17 protein-coding genes, 1 tRNA gene and 1 riboswitch are annotated in these 13,930 nt (G+C 67.9%); of the genes, 6 read left to right on the forward strand and 12 right to left on the reverse strand.

All coding sequences use genetic code 11. The features are described 5' to 3' along the window. Window positions 1–18: 18 nt before the first annotated feature. Window positions 19–116: riboswitch (glycine riboswitch) on the reverse strand. A gap of 74 nt (window positions 117–190) precedes the next feature. The 9 genes from V6K52_RS10740 to V6K52_RS10780 all read right to left on the reverse strand — a co-directional run bounded on the left by V6K52_RS10740 (window position 191) and on the right by V6K52_RS10780 (window position 5,727). After that, window positions 191–766: a MerR family transcriptional regulator gene (locus V6K52_RS10740; protein WP_353950110.1), complete on the reverse strand. Its 576-nt coding sequence runs from the start codon at window positions 764–766 to the stop codon at window positions 191–193. A gap of 145 nt (window positions 767–911) precedes the next feature. Then, window positions 912–1,415 carry a bifunctional nuclease family protein gene (locus V6K52_RS10745; protein ID WP_353950111.1) on the reverse strand — a complete coding sequence of 168 codons (504 nt, stop codon included), beginning with the start codon at window positions 1,413–1,415 and terminating at the stop codon, window positions 912–914. 17 nt (window positions 1,416–1,432) lie between these two features. Next, the gene (locus V6K52_RS10750; RefSeq protein ID WP_353950112.1) at window positions 1,433–2,131 is read right to left on the reverse strand and encodes a MerR family transcriptional regulator; all 699 of its coding nucleotides are present in this window, start codon (window positions 2,129–2,131) and stop codon (window positions 1,433–1,435) included. Next, complete coding sequence (locus V6K52_RS10755; RefSeq protein ID WP_353950113.1) at window positions 2,112–2,570, reverse strand: FHA domain-containing protein; 459 nt, start codon at window positions 2,568–2,570, stop codon at window positions 2,112–2,114. The genes V6K52_RS10750 and V6K52_RS10755 overlap by 20 nt, the downstream gene beginning before the upstream one ends. Window positions 2,571–2,700: 130 nt before the next feature. Further along, complete coding sequence (gene gcvH / locus V6K52_RS10760; protein WP_353950114.1) at window positions 2,701–3,090, reverse strand: glycine cleavage system protein GcvH; 390 nt, start codon at window positions 3,088–3,090, stop codon at window positions 2,701–2,703. Window positions 3,091–3,112: 22 nt separating this feature from the next. Continuing rightward, complete coding sequence (locus tag V6K52_RS10765) at window positions 3,113–3,877, reverse strand: DUF881 domain-containing protein (protein ID WP_353950115.1); 765 nt, start codon at window positions 3,875–3,877, stop codon at window positions 3,113–3,115. A gap of 10 nt (window positions 3,878–3,887) precedes the next feature. Next, window positions 3,888–4,220: a small basic family protein gene (locus tag V6K52_RS10770; protein ID WP_035903021.1), complete on the reverse strand. Its 333-nt coding sequence runs from the start codon at window positions 4,218–4,220 to the stop codon at window positions 3,888–3,890. Continuing rightward, a complete protein-coding gene (locus V6K52_RS10775; RefSeq protein WP_353950116.1) occupies window positions 4,217–5,083 on the reverse strand; it encodes a DUF881 domain-containing protein in 867 nt (288 codons plus the stop codon). The genes V6K52_RS10770 and V6K52_RS10775 overlap by 4 nt, the downstream gene beginning before the upstream one ends. 41 nt (window positions 5,084–5,124) lie before the next feature. Beyond that, the gene (locus V6K52_RS10780) at window positions 5,125–5,727 is read right to left on the reverse strand and encodes a CDP-alcohol phosphatidyltransferase family protein (protein ID WP_353950117.1); all 603 of its coding nucleotides are present in this window, start codon (window positions 5,725–5,727) and stop codon (window positions 5,125–5,127) included. Between the two features lie 36 nt (window positions 5,728–5,763). Here V6K52_RS10780 and V6K52_RS10785 point away from each other — a divergent pair, with 36 nt between their 5' ends. The 6 genes from V6K52_RS10785 (at window position 5,764) to V6K52_RS10810 (ending at window position 10,893) form a co-directional block, all read left to right on the forward strand. After that, on the forward strand, window positions 5,764–6,906 hold the full coding sequence (locus V6K52_RS10785; protein ID WP_353950118.1) for an aminotransferase class I/II-fold pyridoxal phosphate-dependent enzyme: 1,143 nt from the start codon (window positions 5,764–5,766) through the stop codon (window positions 6,904–6,906). Further along, entirely contained in the window at window positions 6,903–8,513 is a 1,611-nt protein-coding gene (locus V6K52_RS10790; RefSeq protein ID WP_353950119.1) for a phospholipase D-like domain-containing protein, read from the forward strand. The genes V6K52_RS10785 and V6K52_RS10790 overlap by 4 nt, the downstream gene beginning before the upstream one ends. A gap of 136 nt (window positions 8,514–8,649) precedes the next feature. Continuing rightward, window positions 8,650–8,723, forward strand: a tRNA-Pro gene (locus V6K52_RS10795). A gap of 74 nt (window positions 8,724–8,797) precedes the next feature. Further along, window positions 8,798–9,337 (forward strand): putative immunity protein, encoded by a 540-nt coding sequence (locus V6K52_RS10800; protein ID WP_353950120.1) that lies wholly within the window; start codon window positions 8,798–8,800, stop codon window positions 9,335–9,337. A 66-nt stretch (window positions 9,338–9,403) separates the two neighbouring features. Next, window positions 9,404–9,895 carry a SigE family RNA polymerase sigma factor gene (locus tag V6K52_RS10805; RefSeq protein WP_353950121.1) on the forward strand — a complete coding sequence of 164 codons (492 nt, stop codon included), beginning with the start codon at window positions 9,404–9,406 and terminating at the stop codon, window positions 9,893–9,895. Next, window positions 9,892–10,893 carry a hypothetical protein gene (locus tag V6K52_RS10810; protein ID WP_353950122.1) on the forward strand — a complete coding sequence of 334 codons (1,002 nt, stop codon included), beginning with the start codon at window positions 9,892–9,894 and terminating at the stop codon, window positions 10,891–10,893. Before V6K52_RS10805 ends, V6K52_RS10810 begins: the two co-directional genes overlap by 4 nt. A gap of 19 nt (window positions 10,894–10,912) precedes the next feature. Here V6K52_RS10810 and der read toward each other — a convergent pair whose 3' ends face one another. From der to cmk, 3 genes are read right to left on the reverse strand one after another with little or no spacing between them, the layout of a single operon-like run. Then, window positions 10,913–12,403, reverse strand: coding sequence for a ribosome biogenesis GTPase Der (gene der / locus V6K52_RS10815; protein ID WP_353950123.1), 1,491 nt, complete (start codon window positions 12,401–12,403; stop codon window positions 10,913–10,915). 22 nt (window positions 12,404–12,425) lie between these two features. Next, on the reverse strand, window positions 12,426–13,094 hold the full coding sequence (locus V6K52_RS10820) for a lysophospholipid acyltransferase family protein (RefSeq protein WP_353950124.1): 669 nt from the start codon (window positions 13,092–13,094) through the stop codon (window positions 12,426–12,428). A gap of 32 nt (window positions 13,095–13,126) precedes the next feature. After that, window positions 13,127–13,843, reverse strand: coding sequence for a (d)CMP kinase (gene cmk, locus V6K52_RS10825; protein WP_353950125.1), 717 nt, complete (start codon window positions 13,841–13,843; stop codon window positions 13,127–13,129). Between the last annotated feature and the right edge of the window lie 87 nt (window positions 13,844–13,930).

Raw genomic sequence — 13,930 nt, forward strand, 5'->3', positions numbered from 1 at the left:
GAGCCGTCTCAGAGGTGCCTGATCCGTGCAGTCCTTTGCGCCTGAGAGGTTCCGGGGAGTTTGCCCCTTCGGCGCCCTGGCTCCAACTGGACCAGGGACTCTCCCGCACGGTGTTTGCGGCGCCGTCAGCGTAACAAACGGCGCGTACCCCGAAGGGCACACGCCGTCATCGAGAGTGTCTGGGTGGGTGTCAGGCGAGTCGCGCGGCCCGACGTGCACTGAGCTCGTCATCGGGGTGCGCTGCCGGCGTCTCGTCGGAGAGGCGCTCGCTCGGGAGGTGGGACAGGTCGCCCTCGACCTCTCGCCAGACCTTGCCGACTGCGATGCCGAAGACGCCCTGGCCACCCTGGAGCAGGTCGATGACCTCTTCGTCGGATGTGCACTCGTAGACCGATGCACCGTCGCTCATGAGGGTGATCTGGGCAAGGTCGTCGACGCCGCGGTCACGCAACACCTGGACGGCGCCGCGGATCTGCTGCAGCGAGACACCGGTGTCGAGCAGGCGCTTGACGATCTTGAGCGCGAGGATGTCGCGGAAGCCGTAGAGCCGCTGCGAACCCGAGCCTGCCGCTCCCCGCACCGAGGGCTCCACGAGTGAGGTGCGGGCCCAGTAGTCGAGCTGACGGTAGGTGATGCCGGCGGCCTGGCACGCGGTCGGACCTCGGTAGCCCATCTCCTCGTCGAGGGTGGGCAAGTCGTCCGTGAACAGCAGACCCTGTGCCGCGATGGGCACATGAGCCTTGGGGTGTTCTTCGATGGCGTTCACGCCAGCCTCCTGCTGCACCACGGTGCCTGTAACTACATGGACGTCGTTCTCTTGGTGGTGACGCTAGGGCGCGGAAGACCCGGGGTCAACTACCACTGGACCCTAACCTCATGCGTGTCGTGAGTAACATCAGTAACACTCACCCTCAACTTGACGGTTGGTCTCCGGTGTCGAAGTCGTCGGCAGAAACGTGGTCGAGGAACTCCTTGAACTTCTCGACCTCGTTCTCTTCCTGCTCCTCCTCGGCCATGGCGACACCGGCCTCGTCGAGCAGGTCCTCGGTCGTGACGATGTCGACCCCGAAGCGCAGCGCCAGCGCGATGGCATCCGAGGAACGCGAGTCGATGCTCTGCCCTCCCCCGTCTGCGCCACCGTCGATGTCCAGCACCGCGTGGAAGACACCCTCCTCCAGTCGCGTGATGCGGACCCGGAGCAGTGTGTGCCCCAGGCCATCGAGGAGGTTCTTGATGAGGTCGTGCGTGAGGGGCCGCGGTGGGACCACGCCCTGCTGGGCGTAGGCGATCGCGGCAGCCTCGGCCGCCCCGACCCAGATGGGCAGGTATCGACTGCCGTCCCGCTCACGGAGCAGGACGATGGGCTGATTCGTCGGCATCTCGACTCGAACCCCAAGGACGTCCAGTGACTTCACCCTTCCACCGTACGTCGTCAGGGTCGGGCCAGACCACCCTTGACCAGCGCGGCGTGCAACTGCAGGCAGAGGTGGGCGACATCCGCCTGGTCCTTGGCGCGTCCCGCGGTTCGCCGAGTGCTCATCGCCTGCTCGACCAGGCCGACTTCGCGATCGGCTGCAGTGCGGAACGGGCGCAAGTGGCGCGCTTCGATCCCGTATGCCGCGAGGCCGGCGGCGGCATGCGCCGCCTGGAGGTCGGCTCCCGAGAAATGGCCCTCGACATCGGCGCGCAGAACGCCGAAACCCTCCAGCGATGAGATCGTCTCGAGGTCGAGCCCGGTGGCGGTCGTCAACTCGTAGCGAGTGAGGCGGACCGCGACCCCGGGCAGGAGACTGTTGGCGTCGGGGACGTCAGGGTCGGACTCCGGGGCCGGTGGACGCGGGCGCGCGTCGGCGTCAGCGGTCGGCTCGAGCCCGCGGTCGAGTGCATCCAGTGCCTCGCGGATGACCTTGAGCGGCCAGAACCGGTCGCGCTGCGCGCGCAGGACATAGCGCAGACGTTCGACATCAGCGGGCGCGTAGGTGCGGTAGCCGGCGGCAGTGCGCTTCGGCTCGACCAAACCCTCGACCTCGAGGAATCTGATCTTGGAGATGCTGACCTCCGGGAACTCCTCGCGCAGCGCGTCGAGGACCTTCCCGATGGTCAGCGGCCGCTCAGGCCCGCTTGCCGGCATAGAAGACGAGGCGGTACTTGCCGATCTGCACCTCGTCGCCCGTCTGCAGCACCGACTCGTCGATCCGCTCGCGATTGACGTAGGTCCCGTTGAGGGAGCCGACGTCCTTGACGACGAAGTGGTCCTGCGCGCGCTCGAACGTCGCGTGTTGCCTCGACACCGTGACGTCGTCGAGGAAGATGTCGCTCTCCGGGTGACGACCCGAGGACACGACGTCGTCGTCGAGAAGGAACCGCGCCCCGGTGTTGGGGCCACGCAGGACGACGAGCAGGGCAGTGCCGGGACGAAGCGCCTCGACGGTGGCCTGGTCGGCACGGGTGAGGACGTGCTCGCTCTCGTGGACGACGTCGGACTTCTCGAGCCCTGGCACCGCCTGGAAGCGCATCGTCGTCGACGACTCCGGCTCGCGCTCGGGGGTCTCGCGACTGTCGTCACTCATCTGTGAGGCTCCTCGTCTGCGGGGATGGGTCAGGGCTACGGGTTCGGTGAACACGGTTCTGCGCTGAAGCACTCACCCTAGATGACCACCTTGGGGATGAACAGGCGGTTGGCCGTGGATGGCCTGCGAATCAGCTGAGCTGTTGCTGATAGGCCTCGACATCGAGCAGACCCTCGACGGCTGCGGCGTCGCTGGGCTTCAGTTCGTACATCCAGCCCTCACCGTAGGGATCGGAGTTCACGAGCTCGGGTGAGGCGTCCAAGGAGGCGTTGACGGCCGAGACCTCGCCGGCGAGCGGGGCATAGAGGTCGCTGACGGACTTGGTCGACTCGACCTCACCGCAGGCGTCCCCGACGGCGATGGTGTCCCCCACGGCAGGGAGGCTGACGTAGACGACGTCACCGAGAGCGTCCTGCGCGAACGAGGTGATCCCGATCCGAACGGTTCCGTCGTCGGAGGCGCGCACCCACTCGTGCTCGGCGGTGTAGCGCAGGTTGCTCGGGTACTCGAGGTCGCTCATCGTTGGGCTCCTTCAGGTCCGTTCAGGACGTCGTGGGACTGGGTACGGGTCGAGCGTACTGAGGCTCGGAAACGGTCTGCAACGCGGACACCGTGACCTCCTCCTTGGTTTCGACACCCGCCTCACCCTTGGCGGTGCGAACCGACTCGGTCACGCCACCGGGGATCTCCATGGCGGACGCGAGCGTGGAGCCGTCACCGATCGCCGTGACGACGTAGGGAGCAGTCACGGCCTTGCCCGAGATCGCGATCCCGCCCTCATCATCGGTGAAGTAGGTGTTGGCGACAACGCGCACATTGTTGATCTCAACCGCCTCGGCGCCGGCGTCGCGCAACTCCTGAAGTGTGTCGAGAAGCAGGGGTGCCGTGACACCGTTCTCGGGGTCGCGGATCGTCAGGACGATCCCGGGACCTTTGGCGGGGACGGTTCCAGCCATGATCGCGAGCGAGTCCAGCCGCTGCTGCGCCGCCTGCTGGGCTTCGGTGAGACTCGTGGTGGTGCTCTTGAGCCGATCGCGGGAGAGCTGAAGGGTCTGGATCTCCTCGGCGAGCCGGTTGCCGTCCTGGTCCACCGTGTCGAGGATGCGGATCAGCTCGTCCTCGCGCAGGTCCTCGAGGCCCTCGATCGACGTCTGGTGCACCTGGGCTGCGATGGCGAAACCAAGACCGAGAGCGAGGACGGTGGCCAGGACGTTGGCCTTGGTCGGGCGCGGACGACCTGCGCGGCCCAGCCGATGCCAAGCCTTGCGCGAGCCACCCTCCGAGGCCGCGCCATCCTGCTCACTCATGACCGCCGACTCACGCGTTGAAGAGGTGTCGGCGGATGGACGCGACGTTGGAGAAGATCCGCACCCCGAGCACCACGACGACACCGGTCGAGAGTTGACTGCCGACGCCGAGCTGGTCGCCGAGGAAGACGATGAATGCTGCGACGACGACGTTGGACAGGAACGAGATGACGAAGACCTTGTCGTTGAAGATCCCGTCGAGCACGGCCCGGACCGCGCCGAACACGGCGTCGAGCGCCGCGATCACGGCGATGGGCAGGTAGGGCTGCAGCCACAGGGGAACCTCGGGCTGCAAGAGGACACCGGCAACAATGCCGATGACCAGTCCCAGGGCGGGGATCACGACGAATCTCCTTCGGGTGAGGGCGTGGCTGCGTCCTTGACCTTATCCGCGGGGGTGGCGGCTCGGGTCCCCAGCGTCGCCGACGCCGGAATCGTGACCTCTTTGCGCACCACCGTCTCAACCCGGATGCCGAAGGAACTCTTGAGCGTCGAGAGGTACGTGCCGCCGTTGCCATCGGCGAACGTGGCGGGCATCTTGCCGGGGTCCCCGATGGCGGTGACGACATAGGGCCGTTTGAGGGGCCGGTAGTCGACCAGGATCGCCTCTCCGGCAAACCGGATGGACGCAGTTGATGTCAGTCGTTGGCCATTGACCGCCACCGCCTCGGCTCCGGCTTGCCAGAGGCTGTTGGTGACGACCTGCAGGTCCTTGGCGAAGACCGTGCCCTCTGCCTTGTCGGCGCTGGAGCGAGGGTCGAAGTTGCTCCCGCTGCCCTCGGGGTTGGGAGCATCGTCGATGGTGACGACGAAGCCCGGCCCGCGCACCGGCACGGCTCCGGCCACGAGCGACAGGCGTTCAACACTCTGGGCCAGCTCTTCACTCACGTCTCTCAGCGTCTCAGCGTCAAGGCCCGAGATCTCGGCGCGCAGCCCACTGGCCTGGCCCGCCCGTGTGTCGACGACTTCCTGTTGCTGGTCGATGCGCTCGATGAGGCTTGCCTTGGTGCGTTCCTTGGTCGTCTCGCCACCTCGCAGCTGCATCGCGGCGATTCCGACGAGGATGCCGATGATGAGGGCGAACACGATGAGCGCCGGTGACCGCAGGCTCGTGGCGGGCGGGAGGCCGGCCTTCTCGCGCCGTTCGGCAGCAGCGGCGTAGCCGGAGTCGAGGGGCCGCTCGAGCATCGACGTGATGAGCGTCATCGACGCATCCGGCCGCCGCGGCGGAGTCGTGACCTGCGGACTCACGGGGCACCACGGCGAGCGATGAGCTGACGCAGCTGCACGGCATACATGATTCCGGCGACCCAGTAGAGCACCGTGCCCCACCACGCGAAGCCCCACCCGACGGGCCGGGCGAACGACGCGAGCCACCCGTCGCCGTCGGCCATGAGCAGCGCCGGGAACGAGTAGAGGAGGTTGAAGGTCGCGGCCTTGCCGATGAAGTGGACGGGCAGCCCGGTCCAGCCGTAGCGCTTGGCGATGAGCACGACGACCCCCATGAAGGCCTCTCGTGCGAAGAGCACCACGACGAGCCACCACGGGATGATGTCGCGCCAGGCCAGACCGACGAGGGTGGTGACGATGTAGAGGCGGTCGGCGATGGGGTCGAGCAGCTGACCGACGCGCGACACGAGGCCGTAGTGGCGGGCGATCTTGCCGTCGAGGTAGTCCGTGATGCCCGACGCCATGAGGATGACGAGGGCGATCGCATCGTGCTGCGTCGCGATCGCCCAGATGAACACCGGGACGCCGAGCAGTCGCAGTGCCGACAGGGCATTGGGCAGCGTCAGGACGCGGTCGACGGGGTCGCTGTCGGTCCCCCGAACGCTCTCACCCGCAGTCATGGCAGCAGCCTATGTGTTCCTGTCTAGAGTCGGTTCATGACTTCCCGCATCCTCGCTGGCGATGCCGCAATGTGGCGCTCACGTCGCACCGGTGTGAAGTGGGGGTGGTATGCCGACGACGTCCTTCCGCTGTGGGTCGCCGAGATGGACGCGGCGCCGTGCGAACCCGTCGTCGAGGCGGTGAGCGCCGCCCTGCGGCGCGGTGACACGGGCTATCCACTCGGGCGCGACTTCGTCGATGCGGCAGTGGCGTATGCCGCCCAGACCTGGTCGTGGGCGATCGACAGCTCACGTGTCACTCCCGTTGCGGACGTCATGATCGGGCTCAGCGAAGTCGTCCGCTCCGTCACCGGCCCCGGTGGGCCCGTGGTCGTGTCCTCTCCCGTCTACAACGCCTTCTTCGACTTCGTCGCGATGACAGGTCGACAGGTCGTCGATGCGCCCCTGAACGTGCACGGCCGACTTGACCCCGAGGCTCTCGACCGGACGTTCGGCGAGGTGACCGCAGGAGGCGAACGGGCGGCATACCTGCTGTGCAACCCGCAGAATCCGACCGGCACCGTCCACTCGCTCGGAGAGCTCGAAACCCTCGCCGCGATCGCTCACCGGCACGACGTCGTCGTCATCGCCGACGAGATCCACTCACCGATCGTCCACGACGGGACCTTCACTCCGTTCCTGTCCGTGATCGGCGGCGAGCGCGGGGTGAGTCTTCTGTCCGCGTCGAAGGCGTGGAACCTCGCTGGCCTCAAGGCGGCAGTCGCCGTCATCGGCCACGACGCACGCAGCGATGTGGCGCTCCACGAGGTCCACACTCACGGCGCCAGTCACCTGGGACAGATCGCGGCCGTGGCGGCGTTGACCGACGGGCGTGCGTGGCTCGCGCAGGTCACCGAGGAGATCAATGCGAACCGGGCGTTGCTGGGTCGACTTCTCGCGCAGCGCCTGCCAGAGATCGGCTATGCCGCTCCGGCGGCGACCTACCTGGCGTGGCTCGACTGTCGGCCCCTTGGCTGGGGCGACGACCCGGCCGCGGTTCTGCGCGAACGGGGACGGGTGGCGCTCTCGCCCGGTCTCTCGTTCGGCGAGGCGGGGCGCGGGTTCGTGCGGTTCAACTTGGCCAGCTCCCCGGAGATTGTCGCCGAAGCCGTCGAACGCATGGTGAGATCAACCTCGTGAACTCCGACGTGACGCGATGGCTCCTGACGGCAACCGAGCGCGACAATCCCGCGACCCGGCTCGATGATGTGCATCCGGGCGAGACCGCCTGGTCGACCGGCAACGTGGTGACGCCGCTCGTCGACGGTGCCGCCTATTTCGCCGAGCTTCACCGAGTCGTGGAAGCCACAACCGAAGGTGACGTCGTCATGTTTGCGGGCTGGCGGATCGACGGCGACCAGCTCCTCACCGACGACCCGGCCAGCGCCATCATCGCGGTCCTCGATCGAGCAGAGAACCGTCGGGTCAAGGTGTGCGCCCTGGTCTGGCGATCGCACACCGAGCAGATGGACTTCTCGGCGGAGAACAACCGCAAGGTGGCCGAGGAACTCGCCGACGAGGACGACGAGCACGCCCAGGTGCTCCTCGACATGCGGGTCCGTCGTGGTGGTGCGCACCACCAGAAGTTCGTCGTCGTGCGGCACCGCAATGATCCCACCCGGGACGTGGCGTTCGTGGGTGGCATCGACGTCGCCCACTCGCGCCGGGACGACTCGGAGCACTACGGCGACGCCCAACAGCAGGGGCTGTCTGCGGCGTACGGACCCCGCCCGGGGTGGCACGACGTCCAGTGCGCCATCACCGGGCCCGCCGTCGCAGACGTCGAGACAGTGTTCCGCGAGCGGTGGGACGACCCGAGCCCCCTGTCCCCTGCGCTGCACTCACGCATCCGGGACATGTTCGACCGGGCCAAGGATGACGCGACACTTCTGCCTCCGCAGTCACCACCGCCGCCGCCGGTGGACGGTGGGACCCACGTCGTGCAGATCCTGCGGACCTATCCGCACCTGCACCGCAAGCGGGCCTACCCGTTCGCCCCGGCCGGTGAGCGGTCCATCGCTCTGGCCCACCTCAAGGCGATCGCGCAGGCCCGCGAGCTCATCTATGTCGAGGACCAGTACCTCTGGTCCTCGAGCATCACCTCCGCGTTCGTGGACGCACTGTCGGCCAATCCCGACCTCCACCTGGTCGCCGTTCTCCCCCACCGACCGGACCTCGACGGTATGGCCGAGCGGATGCAGCGCGAGGGCCGACTCGAGGCCCTTGAGCAGCTGACCGCAGCGGCCCCCGGCCGGTTCGCGGCATACGGGATCGAGAATCACTCGGGGTGGCCTGTCTACGTCCACGCCAAGGTCATCGTCATCGACGACTGGTACGCGACGATCGGCTCGGACAACATCAACCGGCGATCCTGGACCCACGACTCCGAGCTCGCTGCCCTGGTCATCGATGACGCCGGGCTCGAGCACTCGCCCTACGCGCGGTCATTGCGGTTGCGCCTGGCCGCCGAGCACCTGGACCGACCGCTGTCTGGTGCGGACCATGAGGTTGCGATGGCGGACTGTGTGACTGGGCGTGGCCTTTTCGATGCGTATGCCGCGTCGGCCGCAGTTCTGCAGTCGTGGCACGACGCCGGCAAGGTTGGTCCACGACCTCCCGGCCGGCTGCGACCCGTGTCTGAGCCTGGCGTTGGCCGCGCGTCCCGTCGGGTCATCGAGGTCCCTCAGCGCTTCCTCGGCGACCCCGATGGGCGCCCGCGCAGGCTCCGGACCCGCGGGGAATTCTGACCCGGTCTGCTCGCCAGAAGGTCCCACACCTCGCGGTCTCTGCGCCGCGATCCGTGGGACCTTGAACCGATTCGGTCGGGACTACACGCATGGGATATGGTTTCGTTCGCTTGCACGGCAACGTGTGAGCAAGCCACGGGCTGTGGCGCAGCTTGGTAGCGCACTTGACTGGGGGTCAAGGGGTCGCAGGTTCAAATCCTGTCAGCCCGACCGATTTTGGGTCCTGATCTGGTCACACAGATCAGGGCCCTTTCTCGTCTCCAGTGCTGAGGCATAGTGGTCGCGTGGACACCGCTGCAGAGTCCGATGAGATGGCACTGACTTTGGAGGAGCTCCGTGAGGTCGCGGCGTTCGCCGCCGCGTGTGCCGAGCCGGTCCTCCACTTGTTCGAGTCCGTCCATCCCAGTGATCCCCGCCCACGGGTTGCCGTCGAGGCAGCACTCGCCTTCGCTGGTGGGGGCAAACGTCTCGCCGCGCTGCGCGTCGTGGCCGCCGATGCCCACCGGGCCGGTCGTGGGGCCGACACGACCTCGGCGACGGCCGCGGCGATGGCAGCCGGTCACGCGGCCGCCGCGGCATACCTTCACCCCTTGCCGCAGGCCACCCAGGTGAAGCACATCCTCGGTTCCGCTGCCTGTGCCGCACGCGCAATCGAACTCGCAGCCGGTGACGACCGCAGCGCTGGTGACGCAGAACTCGAGCGCGCGAGAGAGCGAGCCGCCCCGTCGGTCATCCGTGTCCTCAAGCGCTACCCGAACGCTCCTCGCGGAAGGGACCGCACCGCCGAGTTGCTCCACAACGTGGATACCGGGCTGCGGCGTTGAGGCAGGTTCACGCGATGATGCAGCAGATCGCCGAGGTCACGACGTCCTAGGGGTAGGGAGGTGAACGTGACCACGTTCGAAGATTTCGTCGCATCACGCGGGCCGACCCTGCTGCGCCTCGCCGTCATGCTCACCGGCAACAGTCACGATGCTGAGGACCTGCTGCAGGCCACGTTCATCAAGGTCATCCGACACTGGGGACGCGTGGCCGATGCGGGCAACCCAGAGGCCTACACCCGCAAGATCCTCGTCAACGAACACCTGTCCTGGCGACGCCGCCCTCAGCGACGCGAGTCTGCCGTCGCGGAACTCGAGTCGCCACCCCTTTCCGACCCCACCATTCACGTCTCGGCTCGCGATGCTGCCTGGCAGTTGCTGAACACGCTTCCGCCACGACAACGAGCCGTCCTTGCTCTGCGCTACTACTCCGACCTCTCGGACGACCAGATCGCCGCGACCCTCGGATGCACCGCGAGCACGGTGCGTTCCAACGCCAGCAGGGCGCTGACCGCACTCCGCGAGAACTACCCCGCCCTGGATCCGGAGGCGACACCATGACCACGACGCCTGAACTTGAATCTGCGTTGCGCCAGTTGTTTCTGGACCACGAACACCTCGCGGACATCGAGGTGCCCGAGCGCCTCGCCGCAGACGCAGCGCGCCGGGCGCAGTCACATCATCGCCAACGCCTGATCCTGGGCCTCGCTGCCGTGGTCCTCCTGATCGCCGGCGCCGTCGGCGCTCAGCAACTGCGTGGCTCGCAGGCTCAGCGGGATCCGGCTCTGCCTGCGTCACTCCCGTCGGGGCCGCTCGGGGACGCTCTCCGTACCTTCGAGAACTCATGGGCGGCGGCACAACCACCCAGGCTCACGCTGCTCGGACCGCAACTCCCTCAGGTCCGTGGGACAACTGACGACGATTACGTGCCCACGCTCAAGGCTGGCTTCGCCGTCGGTCCCAATGTCCTTCCAACTACCAAACCCGCAGACTCGTTGGTCCGATGGCAGAACGGCGCCGAGGTGGGAGTACCGGTGATGTCGGCGGCGGACACGCTCGCCGCCCTGCGCTCTGCCTCTGGCAAACTTTTCGACCCATGCCCCGACTGCGTCCCACGCCGGGTGACCAGCGCGACCCTGATGACAACTGGCATCCTGACTCCCCAGGGAGACGCCGTGGTCCCGGCGTGGGAGTTCGTTCTGGAGGGCACCCCCGCGACGGTGGTCATGTGGGCTGTGCCGGCCACGCACACCGTCACGCCGGCGGAGATGCCCGAGAGCCTGGTCACCGAGACGGTGAACTCTGTCGTCCCCTCGGACGATGGGCGTGAACTGACCCTCGAGTTTGCCGGTGAGTCCCCGGACTGCCCCCTGACCTACACGGCCTCGGCAGCTCGATCAGCTCATGCTGTGTCCGTCCTGATCGAGCCCCACGGTGATCGGTGCTCTGGACCGGACGCCCAGCACAGTCGCCACGTCACCGTTCGCCTCGACCGGCCGTTGGGTGAGGCCTTGGTCATCGATGCAACGCTGGGCAACCCGACACTGGTCAAGCGGTGACCACAGCGAACTCAGCCGATCAGCGGCGGGAGCGCTTCTCTCGGACGCGGACCGAGACCTCGATGGGTGTGCCCTCGAAGCCGAACTCCTCGCGCAGACGGCGCTCGACGAAGCGGCGGTAACCGGCCTCGATGAAGCCTGAGGCGAAGAGCACGAACCGCGGCGGGCGGGTCGAGGCCTGCGTCGCGAACAGGATGCGGGGCTGCTTGCCGCCGCGCACGGGGTGCGGGTGGCCGGCGACGATCTCGCCGAGGAACGCGTTGAGACGACCCGTCGGGATGCGGTAGTCCCACGACTCCAGTGCGGTCTCAAGGGCAGGCACGAGCCGGTCCATGTGACGACCGGTCGTCGCCGACACGTTGGCGCGAGGAGCCCACGGGATCTGCACGAGGTCGCGCTCGATCTCACGCTCGAGGAAGTGGCGACGCTCCTCGTCGGTGAGGTCCCACTTGTTGTAGGCAATGACGAGGGCGCGACCGGAGTCGACGACCTGCTGGATGACGCGGACGTCCTGCTCGGTGATCGCCTCGGAGGCGTCGACGAGGACGACAGCGACCTCGGCCTTCTCGAGGGCGGTCTGGGTGCGCAGCGAGGCATAGAAGTCGGCGCCACGCGTCTGGTGGACGCGGCGACGGATGCCGGCGGTGTCGACGAAACGCCACGTCTTGCCGCCGAGCTCGATGAACTCGTCGACCGGGTCACGGGTCGTGCCGGCGACGTCGTCGACGACGACCCGCTCGGAACCGGCAAGCTTGTTGAGCATCGACGACTTGCCCACGTTGGGGCGGCCGAGCAGGGCGACGCGACGCGGGCCACCACGCTGGTAGGCGCTGACCGCGGACTTGTCGGGCAGCACGGCGAGGATGGCGTCGAGGACGTCACCACTCCCGCGGCCGTGCAGGGCGGACACGGGCCACGGCTGGCCGAGCCCGAGGTTCCACAGTGCGGCAGCGTCGGCCTCGGTGCGCTGGTCGTCGACCTTGTTGGCGACGAGGATGACGGGCTTGCCGGAGCGGCGGAGCAGCTTGACGACGTTTGCGTCGTCATCGGTGGCGCCGACGACGGCATCCACGACGAAGACGACGGCGTCGGCGAGCTCGACGGCGATCTCGGCCTGCTCGGCGACGCGCAGGTGAATCCCCTTGGCGTCGACCGCCCACCCGCCGGTGTCGACGAGGGTGAAGTTCGTCCCGGTCCACTCGGCGTCATAGGCCACGCGGTCACGGGTCACACCCGGCACGTCCTCGACGACGGCCTCGCGGCGTCCGATGATGCGGTTGACGAGGGTCGACTTGCCGACGTTGGGGCGGCCGACGACGGCGACGACAGGGACAGCGCCCTCGAAGGCGTCGTCAGCCACGGCTCCGTCGCCACGGTCGACGAGCGCGAGGTCCTCCTCGCTGAGCTCGAAGTCTTCCAGGCCAGCACGCAGAGCATGCGTGACGGACTCGTCCAGCGACCCGTCGTCGGTCACGGTCTCGTCAGTCTCGGGGGTGTTCATGAGGTCCATTCTCCCTCAGATCACCGGATGCTCAGTCCCAGAGGTCCGGAGGCACATCCGTGGGGAGCTCGATGCCGTGTCGCAAGCTCGCGGCAGCGACATGGTCGGCCAGCGCAGCGCGGATCCCCTCGGCTGCCCGTTCCAAGCGAACCCGACCGGGTATGCCGGCCCACGCAGAGCGTGGGACCCGCGCGCGCGTCACCGCGATCGGCTCACCGAAGTCGACCACGAGGCGGCTGCGCACCCTCGGCCACGAGGACGCCAAGTCACCGGTGCCCCGGGTTCCGAGACAGGCGACGGGCACGACAGGGGCGTCGCCCTGCAGGGCGAGCCACGCCACACCCTTCTCCGCCTTCTCGAGGTCACCGCGTCCGCGCGCACCCTCGGGGAAGATTCCCACCGCTCCCCCACGCTGGAGCACCAGGAGTGCCGCGGTCAGGGCTCGGCGGGCATCGGCGCCCTGCTCGAGCGGGATCTGGCCGGTGAGGTGCAGCAACGGACCGATACGTCGCTCGAACGTCGCCGCGAGGACGAGGAAGTGCGCGGGCCGTGGTGCCAGTCCGAAGACGACGGCACCGTCGAGGTAGCCGGTGTGGTTGGCCGCGAGGATGACCGGCCCGGAGAGGGGAACCCGCCCGACTCCGTGAGCCTCGGCGGCATACAGCGAACGCACCAACGCACGCCCGACCTGACGACCCACGGTCGCCCGCCACGGCGGAGGTGGCGACCCGGTCACCGCGTGTCGGACTGGGTGTGACCGGCAACTGAGGCCACGACGGCGAGGACGGCCTCGACGCTCTCGTCGAAGTCGAGGTCGGACGTGTCGACGGTGACGACCCCGTCGGCCGCGACCGTGAACTGTGAGACGGCGGAGTCGTCCCGGTCGCGACGCAGCACCTGGTCACGGGTGGCTGCGATGGCTTCCTCATCGGCGTTGCCATGAACTTCGGCAGAGCGACGGCGCAAGCGCGCGTCCTCGCTCGCGGTGAGCAGGATGCGGACCAATGCATCGGGAGCGACGACGGTCGTGATGTCGCGGCCCTCGGCGACGACCCCACCGGTCTCGGCGGCGATGGCGGTCATACGGTCACGCTGCGCCTGCTGCAGGATCGGGCGCACCCCCGTGTTGGTGGCGACCTTGGAGACCTCAGAGCTGATGGCCGTGGTCCGGATGTCGGCAGTGACGTCGGTGCCGCCGACGAGGACGCGTTGGTCCTGCGGATCTGTCGCAAGCTCGAGCGGGAGGGCCTGCGCAGCGATCACGACGGCGGCCTCGTCGGTGAGCTCGACGCCCTGGTCAAGGCACCACCACGTGAGTGCGCGATACATCGCACCGGTGTCGAGATATCCGACGCCGAGCCGGTCGGCCACCGCCTTGGAGACACTCGACTTGCCCGAACCGGAGGGTCCGTCAATGGCAATGGTGAGGGGGGTCTGGTCGCGCGACATGGCGGTCAGCCTAGGCGTTGCCGGGCGACCCGATCGCCCGGGCCAGTGCCATGACCGCCGAACCCAGGAACGCGACCGGGGACCGTT

Source organism: Knoellia sp. S7-12 (genome assembly GCF_040518285.1).
In the GTDB taxonomy this organism is placed as follows: Bacteria; Actinomycetota; Actinomycetes; order Actinomycetales; family Dermatophilaceae; genus Knoellia.

Bases quoted from the DNA above. Each gene is read 5' to 3' on its own strand.
- V6K52_RS10765 (WP_353950115.1), bottom strand. From the start codon at position 3,877: ATGAGTGAGCAGGATGGCGCGGCCTCGGAGGGTGGCTCGCGCAAGGCT.
- V6K52_RS10785 (WP_353950118.1), top strand. From the start codon at position 5,764: ATGACTTCCCGCATCCTCGCTGGCGATGCCGCAATGTGGCGCTCACGT.
- V6K52_RS10810 (WP_353950122.1), top strand. From the start codon at position 9,892: ATGACCACGACGCCTGAACTTGAATCTGCGTTGCGCCAGTTGTTTCTG.
- cmk (WP_353950125.1), bottom strand. From the start codon at position 13,843: ATGTCGCGCGACCAGACCCCCCTCACCATTGCCATTGACGGACCCTCC.
- gcvH (WP_353950114.1), bottom strand. From the start codon at position 3,090: ATGAGCGACCTCGAGTACCCGAGCAACCTGCGCTACACCGCCGAGCAC.
- V6K52_RS10755 (WP_353950113.1), bottom strand. From the start codon at position 2,570: ATGAGTGACGACAGTCGCGAGACCCCCGAGCGCGAGCCGGAGTCGTCG.
- V6K52_RS10775 (WP_353950116.1), bottom strand. From the start codon at position 5,083: ATGACGCTCATCACGTCGATGCTCGAGCGGCCCCTCGACTCCGGCTAC.
- der (WP_353950123.1), bottom strand. From the start codon at position 12,403: ATGGACCTCATGAACACCCCCGAGACTGACGAGACCGTGACCGACGAC.
- V6K52_RS10780 (WP_353950117.1), bottom strand. From the start codon at position 5,727: ATGACTGCGGGTGAGAGCGTTCGGGGGACCGACAGCGACCCCGTCGAC.
- V6K52_RS10750 (WP_353950112.1), bottom strand. From the start codon at position 2,131: ATGCCGGCAAGCGGGCCTGAGCGGCCGCTGACCATCGGGAAGGTCCTC.